This window comes from Streptococcus sp. k-628, from assembly GCF_013277475.1.
GTDB lineage: Bacteria > Bacillota > Bacilli > Lactobacillales > Streptococcaceae > Streptococcus.
This window is the reverse complement of the sequence record NZ_VMMZ01000023.1, coordinates 31,479-40,852: the sequence shown is the minus strand read 5'-3', so window position 1 is coordinate 40,852 and position 9,374 is coordinate 31,479. Positions and strand designations below refer to the sequence as shown.

Here is a 9,374-nt window from a genome sequence, read left to right as displayed (position 1 = left end):
GCAGGTTGCTCAAAGCACCGCTTTGAGGTTGCAGATAAAGCTAACGTGGTTTGAAGAGATTTTAGAAGAGTATGACATCTTCTTAAAAAGAAAATTGAACCAGATCACCTTCTGCTGTTGCCACCGAAATACAATCTTTCTCTATGCATTTCACTTTTACTTTTTCTTGATTCACTTCAATCACACTTTTTTCAATACCTGAATAAGAGACTCGCAAATCTCCTCCACTCCTTGATAAAATGGTCATCTGTAAAAGTTTTTTATCCTCCCACCTCATGCTCACTTCAAAATGTCCACGTGCCATTAAGCCTGAAACGGAACCTCTTGACCATGCATCGGGTAGGGCGACTAGAGGTACCAGATAAGCTGCATGAGACTGGAGTAACATTTCTGCCATGCCACTGCTAGCACCAAAATTACCATCTATCTGAAAAGGAGGGTGGCTACACCAAAGATTTGGCAAGGTCGATGACTTTAACTGCTCTGCTAATAATTTATGGGCTCGATTGCCATCTCCCAAACGCGCCCAGAGATTGATCTTATTAGCCTTGGACCAGCCTGTGCCGCCATCTCCACGATCATTGAGGCTAGCACGCGCCGCATCAAGATACTCTTGTCCTTTGTAGCTAAAGAGATTGCCAGGATAGAGTCCCACTAGATGGGAAGCGTGCCGATGCTGGGCCTCCACCTTCTCATTTTGAAAATGCTGCTCTTCCTCCTCATACCACTCCCTGATTCGACCAGATTGAGTGATTTGCAAAGGATTTAGTAATTCAAACTTCTCCTTGACCTCAGTCAACAAATCCCCATCCAGACCCAATTCCTGAGCAGCCTGAATAAAATCATGAAATAATTGCCAAATCAGAGATTGGTCATAGGTATTGCCAATCGAAATCGGCCCATGTTCTGGGGAATAAGACGGAGAAGATACCCATCGCTGCGCCTGTCTATCCTCATGTAAAAAATCATTCCAAAAACGTACCGTTTCCCTCAACATGGGATAAATTTTCTCCCTAAGATAGTTTTTGTCCCTATAAAATGTATAGGCTTCATAAACGGTTTGCATCATCCATGCATTGACAGCTGGTGACCAACCCCAATAGTAATCCCAACCAGGTGCCGTCCAGCCAAAAGGAGTCGCTTGAGTATGAACCAACCAACCATTCTCCTCCCCTTCCTGAGAGACGATTCCTGCATACCTTGCAGCCGCTAGACGACCATAGACACGCAAATCATCGATATAGTTGATGACTGGGAAAGCCGTCTCTAGGAGATTGGTAACATAGGCTGGCCAATAATTCATCTGAAGGTTGATATTCAAGTGATAGTCCGAATTCCAAGGAGGATTATCGACCGCATTCCAGACTCCCTGTAGGTTAGCTGGTAGAGCATCTGAGCAATCTCTAGAAGAACTAATCAATAAATACCGCCCATACTGGAAGAATAGCTCCTCCAAAGCCTGCCCCTCTTGTGGCTTATAATTTTTTAACAAATCATCTGTAGTGGATGCGTCAACATCAGCTTCCAAATCCAATTGAACACGCTGGAATAAGGCTTGGTAGTCCTGAATATGCCTTGATTTCAATTGGGTATAGCCCTTTTCTTTAGCTATCTCCACCAAGTCCTTTACTTGCTGCTCTAAATCTATTTTCTTGCGATAATTGCTAGCAGGATTTTGGGCAAAATTCGTCTTAGCTGCCAAGAAGAGATTGGCATAACTGGCTCCTGATATCTGAACCTTATCCGACCAGACCCTAATGTCTCCATCCGTTTCCCAAGCTAGATAACTAGCAAACCGCAGATCGTTATCCTTAACTCTTCCATTCATCAAGATATGAGAATCAGTAATATCCAGCTGGCACTCCTTGTAATCAGATTTTTCCTGCTCATACTTTCCATCAGAAGCCAAATCACGGGTCAAGGACAGTTTTATAGTAAAATCTAGAGTTTCCGCCCCTTCCTTAGTAAAGCGTTGAACCAAGAGATCATCTGGAAAACTGGCAAAGGCTTCACGTTCAAATCTCGTCCCCTTATAGGCATAGGAAGTCGTAGCCAGCGCCTTACTGATATTCAACTGTCTCTGGTAATCCGTCACCTGAGACAAAATCGTGCCTTGCTGGCTAAATTCAATGAAAATATCTCCAAAAGATAGATAGGTTCCGTATTGACTTGTTTTTGGCCCGACCAAATGCTGTTCAGCCAATTCCTTAGCCCGATTGTAATCTCTCTTTTCCAAAGCCTGCCGAATCTCAGCTAAAAAATTATGCTTATCTTGAAGATTTCCACCCTGATAATCTGAACTATCAGGAAGTGGACCTCCAGACCAGAGACTTTTTTCATTGAATTGAATCCGCTCAGCCCCTATAAGGCCAAATACCTTTGCCCCTAGAGAACCATTACCTATCGGTAAGGCCTCTTCTTCCCAACCCTTATATGTTGTCGACGCTGGTTGCTTGTAGGCCAATACATAATCTTGTTTTTTATTCCTTATCATACTACCATACTAACATAAAAAGCCTAGAAATCAATCCTAGGCTTACAATTTTTTATTTTCCAAGGTAGTATTCAGAAACGACGTTCAATTTTTCGTCAAATTCGAATACCAATGGTGGGAAGTTAGGAATTTCCACGTCCATGATTTCGTCATCTGACAAACCTTTGATGTGTTTTACAAGGGCACGGATTGAGTTACCGTGAGCTCCTACGAATACGTTTTTACCATCTTTAAGAGCTGGAGCGATTTTATCTTCCCAGAATGGAAGGGCGCGTTCCAAAGTCACTTTCAAGTTTTCAGCATCTGGGATAACTGAGTCGTCAAGTGAAGCGTAACGACGGTCTGTGTGAGCTGAGTGCTCATCATCACGGTCCATGTTTGGAGGCAATACATCGTATGAACGACGCCAGATGTGAACTTGCTCATCACCAAATTGTTCAGCAGCTTCAGCTTTGTTTTTACCAGTCAAACCACCGTAGTGACGTTCGTTCAAGCGCCATGATTTTTCAACTGGAACCCACAATTGGTCAGAAGCTTCAAGAGCCAAGTTCGTTGTTTTGATAGCACGTTTCAATACTGAAGTGTAAGCTTGGTCAAATTCGATACCAGCTTCTTTGATCAATTTACCAGCGTCAATCGCTTGTTGTGTACCTTTTTCAGACAAATCAACATCAGCCCAACCAGTGAAAAGGTTAGCTTTGTTCCATTCAGACTCACCGTGGCGAGCAAAAACCAATTTTACCATTAGATGGATTCTCCTTTAAATTTTCCGAGGTTTCCCCTCGTTTATCTATTCTATTTTACACAATTTTTCACAAAAAAGCTAGTCAAAACCAAAAAGGAAAGAGTTTCACACATGAAGAAACGAAACCTATCTTCATGTGCTACCCTAATTAGTAAATTTATTTTCCTCATCAAAAATTGAACTTCTAAAATCATCAGTTTTATCTAGATAAGCTTTGAAAATAGCTTTTTTAAGTTTGTAAACTTTACTACTTTCTTTTGGATATAATATTGAAGCATAATTAGTAGCATCCGCCTGAACCGCTTCTTTAATTATATTTCTTAACTTAGCAATACTATCAATAGTTATCGTCTCTTGACGTCCCCAATTATTAGGATTTATAAAGCTAATATTTGTTAAGTTATTAAATTTATTTTCTCGTTCTTTATACATAGCTTTTTTAAAATCAGCCCAAGATGAATACTGGTTATTAAATATCTTATTAAGCACTAATTTATCAGTTACCAATCCTACTTCTTTACCGTATGAATTAATTTTACTTCCATTAGCTTTCGCTTCATTTTCATATTGGTTAGAAATATATGGTACCATACCTTCTTTATATCCTTTTGCAGCTAATAGTTCAAATGCCATACGACGAGCCATTAAATCACCCGGAGTCCCTTTATCACTACTTAAGGCAGAATATATTGGCGAGAAAAGATTGATTGTGTAGTATCCATTTCGTTTATACTCACCTTCATCAATATACCCTCTTCTTGTGATTATATCGTTTTCTATTAAACTATTGAAAGAGGTTAACTTATTAAGCTCATCAGGTTTTAATCTACGGACTACATTCGTTGCATAAACATCATTTCCATCAGGATCAGGTTTATACTCATTCTCTATTTTCCTTAATAGCTCACCTTTCTCATTGGCACCTAAGTTAACTACTGCTTCTCCTTCTAATTTTTCAAGTATATAAACTAAATCGAATAAGTTATGCATATATTTACGCAAGTCTTCTGCATTATTAAATCGTTGAGTTGGATTTTTCACTTGTAGTCTATTAGCATTTTCCGCTTCATCATATTTCAATACAGAGTTTATCGTGATTGTTGCATCATCTGGATGATCGGGAGCTTGTAATAATCCTTTTGCATAAAACTCTGGTCCAAGCCCATTTCTTCTTCCATATCCTCCAAGATAAATTTCTCTATCTGAGTTGTGTGTCATTTCATGAGTATATGTTACTGCGCCAGCCTTATCAAGCATACGATAAGCCATATAGTAGAACGCATCTCCCGTAGCATATGCTCCGTGTCCATTATGAACAACATTATTCCCCGCAGGACCGAAGAAATGTTTTATTGCTGGATGATCAGTTTCAAAATCTGCTTGACTAGTATTTTTATCTTTATCATTACCAAATCTAAAAGAATCATATACCAAAATACTTCTAAACAATTTATCTTTTTCTTTCGTATCTAGTATTTTGTACCAATAATCATAATGATCTCTAAATCGTTTAGCCGCTTCTTGTGCATTATCTTCTACAAATTTGTTTAACTTTTCTCCCTTAGGATATTCTGAACTTCTATATCTGTCATAGGCTCCAAATCCTATAGTTGAAATATTCGCTATCATAAACACTGATTTTTCAGGTAGTGTTAATAACGGTAACACCATACTTTGATATTTCCAAGAAGGGCTAGTTAATCTATCATATACTCCAATAGAATACTTCGTCCCTTCCTTAGATTGTTTTTCGCTTACTTCAGGAATTGTAGATTTTTCTTCTACTATATAAGCTTTAGATTGTTCTTTAAACCATTCGTTATTTGTTTTATTCGGCACTAAAACTTTTCTATATTTTTCCAATGCCTCAAATAAACTCTTAGTTCCATAATTTTTTGATAATAATACATTATAAGTAATTACATTATTTTTAGCTAATAAATTGTTAAATCCTGATTTACCTAGCTCAATAACATTATCTAATGCAGAACTATTAGATTTACCAAAGAAATCTAAATGATATAATACTAAATCTTTTGTACTTGCATTATCATATTTAAAATTATACCAACGTTCAAGATATGTTAAACCTAAAAGCAACGCCTCTTTATTATTCTTAATTTTTTCTACTACATAATTATCTATTATCGAATTATTATTTTCAGCTATTGCCGCATCTGCAGAAAGAAGTTTTGATAAAGTATCTTCAATATTTGCTTTTGTTTTATCGAACTGTTCATCTAGATATAATTCTGTTAATTTTATATCATTAGAAATATCTAATACTTTTCTAACATCAGCTGAATTATATTGAACAGATTTCAGATCATTTAAAACAGATTTTACAATATTATTGTAATTATGTAATAACGTATTAGGTGTGTATATTAATTTTGTATTAGTTATTTCGTATTCTGCTACTTTAGAGAAATCTTGTAGATATTTTATATCTAATGTTTGAGAAGTATTATCTGAATAATGTAGTAACAACTTATTAATACTAGCTTTATGTTTATTAATATCAGAAATTACTTCTTTGTCATGCATTGAAACTACAGACACAAGATCCTTAGTATATAAAGCATTATTAGTATCCACTAAATTACCATACTTAACAATAGTCTCTCTGTTATAAAATGGCAGTAATTTTTCTATATTTTTATACACCCTTAACCTAGAAACATCAACATCTTTTAATTTACTATAATCCGTTCCATATTTAGAAGAGAAATTAAAGTCCTCAGTTTTAATATTATTTTTAGGAACAAGTTGAGCTTTTTTCACATTAATCTCATCCGCTTCTAGCACAGTTCCTCTTTGCTCTTCAGAATCTTTACTAAGTACTTCGTCATCTACTTGAACTACTTTTACCACCTTATTATTTTTATTACTATAAGTGTTAGTTGCTTTTATACCATTAAAATCATAACCAGCAATAGCATTACCGTTAGTAACATTGACATCGCTTAATACATCAGATAGTCGACCTGAATTTTCAACTTCACCTGAATTATCCCAAAGATTACCTACAACTCCTCCTACTTTACCAAAAGGCTTCACATTGTTAAGATTTCCTTCAACGTAACTATTACTAATTCTAGCACTTCTATCAACAACCCCAGCTATACCACCAACTGTTTGGTCCCCTTGATTAGCGTTTGTCGCCATATCGATAGATGAAATTGAGTTTTCTATTAAAGCACCAACACCTGAAAGTTTGCCAACTAAACCACCTATTTGATAAGTAGCATTTGTATTATAAGTATTTGTTATTCTACCTGTAAAACTACTATTAGAAATTGTAGAGTCAGTTACTTTTGAAACCAAACCACCAATGCTACGCTCACCAGCAATTACACCTGATGAATGAACATTTGTAATTGTAGTACCATTATTCGCCTCTTTCGCTATTGTAGCAGCATCTTCTTTCAAAGAAACATTAGCTTCTTTTATTGAAAGATCTTGAATAGCAGCATGATTTAAAACTTTAAATAACGGTTTTTTCAAGTTATATATAGCATAGTTCTTATCATTGTTTGTACCTATTAATGTACCACTAAATTCTTGATTTATATAACTTTCTTGACCATCCGAAAGTTCTACTTCACGAGCATCCATAGTTGCTCCTAAACGAAACGTACCATGTAAATTTCTATTCATTGCTTCTACTAGATTTTTAAATGATGTATAAACTTCGTTTTCACTATTAATAGTTTTTGGTAAATAATAAGTATAATTTTCTACAGTACTATCATTTTCATGTTGAATTAAATCATTTGCTCGACCAACAATTTTATATACTTCTTGATTATCTCTTCTGACACTTGTAATACTTGAGACAGGTAACATCACATCTTTAAACTTCTCTGATTTTACTTTCATAAAGTAGTTACTAGGATTATTTGGAACCGTATCAAATGAGGTTACATGTCGATATTTATTATTTTCTACTGTAAATAATTCCACATTTGAAATATTCCTAAGCTCTAGTTTCTTGTCGACTTGTTTTTCTTCTGCTTTTGGTGCTGATTCTTCTTTTCCTGTAGATGTTCCTTCTGTTGACGCTGTTGGGTCTGATCCTACTTGTACAGCTGGTTCATCACCCTGTGGTTTTTCTGAATCTGAATTAGATGATTCTGAGTTTTCGTTCACAGTCGAAGCTTCAGTATTTTGTGAATTTGTTTCTTCTTTATTGCCTTCTGTTACTGAAGGTGATGACTCTGAATTACCTGAATCATTTGTAGCATCTACAGATGGAATAGTTGAAGTTTCTGACGTTGGTTCGGATTTATTTTCTTCTCCAGCTGGTTGTGTAGCTGGTGACCCACCTTCAGAGACAGTTTCTGAAGCCGGCTGTTCTTCTGTAACTGTTGTATCCCCTGCAGATGAATCTTCTTCTTTCGACTCTGATTCTGATGGTACTTCTGAAGCTGGGGTTGCCGCCTCTGGCTCTTCCGCTTTTGGTGCTGTTGCTGTTTCCGTAGTTGCAAGTTCTTCAGCTTCCGATGTTGAATCTGTTTCTGCTTCTACAGCTGGCTGCGTAGCTGTTGACTCCCCTTCAGAAGCAGTTGATGAAGATTCAGTTGAAGAAACTGAATCCTCCGCTTTACCTTCTTCTCCTGATTCTTTTGGTGCTGGGGTTGCTTCTGCTATTATTCCTGGTTCTTCAGCTTCTTCCGTTGCTTCGGCTTTACCTTCTTCTCCTGCTGGTGTTGATTCCACAGTTGCAGATGTTCCTGGTTCTGCTGACTCTTCTGCTTTTGCTTCTTTTTCTGTTGCTTCTGGTGTTGTTACCGCTTCTTCTTTAGACTCAGCTGACGGTGTATTTGTTGCGCTATCTTGTTTTCCTGTCTCCTCAACAGAGGTTTCTTCTGCTGGTTGGCTTTGTTCTCCTGAAGTTGTAGCCTCTACCACTGGTGCTTCTGAAACTTCTGCTTTTGGTGTTGTTCCTGAAGCTTCTTCTGTTGAACCTAGAGTCGCTTCTGAACTTCCTTCCGCTGCTGGTGCACCTGTTGTAGCTACTTCTGAACCTGTTCCTGCTTCTTCAGTTTCTTTTACTTCATTTCCTGCTGTTGTTCCTGCTTCTTTTGGAGCTGGTTTCGCTGCCTCTGACTCTGTTCCTTTTGGTTCAGTTGCTACTTCTTCTGTTGAAGCTGGGGTTTCTGGTTTTGATAGTGCTGGGGTTTCTTCTACTGGTTGACCGTGTTCTCCTGCAGTTGTACCCTCTACCGCTGACGCTGGCTCTTCCGCTTTCGGTGCTGGTGTGGCTGGCTTCTCTTCTTTCAGTGTTGGAGTCGCTGGCTTCTCTTCTTTTGGTACAGCTGGTTTCGCTACCTCTGGCTCTGCTGATTCTGTTGCCACTTCTGCGTTTGATTCAGCTGGTGTTACCACCTCTGGTGCTGTTTCTTTTGGTGCCGGTGTAGTCGCTTCGTCTTCTGCTTTTGGTACTACTGGAGCTTCTGTTTCTTCTTTAACTTCTGGGCTTGTCACAGCTGGTGCTACTGGGGCAAGTTCTTCAACTGATTCTTCCGCACTTTCCACTACTGGTGCTGATACAGGCTGATAAACTGGGCTATAGTTCACAGTCATTTTTTCAACTTTCTCAGTGACATCTGTTAATTCAAAGGTAACAGCTTTTGTTTCCTGATCTTTCTTGAGCAAGACCTCGTAAGTGCGAACTTCGCCACTTGCACCACTTTCTTTGATGACAATCTTGTGTTTTGTGACTGTATCTGAAACCGTTTCAGCTTCGGTAAAGTACAATTCATTGTGTGGTAAGAATAAATTCTTACCTGAAGCTTGATTCATTTCTTGGAGTACATCTACCGGGATATTGCTTGCTTCGCTGATAACACTTAATGTATCTCCCCACTTAATGACATACTTAAATAAATCACCTTCTTTTTGAAGGTCAGCTTTCACTTCCTCAACTGTTCTGGCTACCCAGACACCATCTTGTTCACTGGCTGATACAGTTGGAGCTAAAAAGCCCAGACCCAATAAAATCACACCTGTCGCAACAATTGCACCAGTTCTTAATTTTCTAAAGCCACGGAGAGATAATGTTCCTCTAACATTTGTTTGTCTCATAATGTTTATTTTTCCTCACTAGTTTAAGAAATCGCAAGAAAAACA

Annotated in this window: 3 protein-coding genes; all 3 read right to left on the bottom strand. The window is 37.8% G+C overall.

Going from position 1 to position 9,374, the window contains the following annotated elements; translation table 11 throughout:
- Positions 1–82 precede the first annotated feature (82 nt).
- Positions 83–2,494, bottom strand: a complete 2,412-nt coding sequence (locus tag HT730_RS03805) for a glycoside hydrolase family 95 protein (RefSeq protein WP_173306855.1) — start codon at positions 2,492–2,494, stop codon at positions 83–85.
- 52 nt (positions 2,495–2,546) lie between these two features.
- The gene (locus HT730_RS03800; protein ID WP_000240129.1) at positions 2,547–3,239 is read right to left on the bottom strand and encodes a phosphoglycerate mutase; all 693 of its coding nucleotides are present in this window, start codon (positions 3,237–3,239) and stop codon (positions 2,547–2,549) included.
- 144 nt (positions 3,240–3,383) lie between these two features.
- The gene (locus HT730_RS03795) at positions 3,384–9,329 is read right to left on the bottom strand and encodes a ZmpA/ZmpB/ZmpC family metallo-endopeptidase (protein ID WP_240151458.1); all 5,946 of its coding nucleotides are present in this window, start codon (positions 9,327–9,329) and stop codon (positions 3,384–3,386) included.
- Positions 9,330–9,374 lie beyond the last annotated feature (45 nt).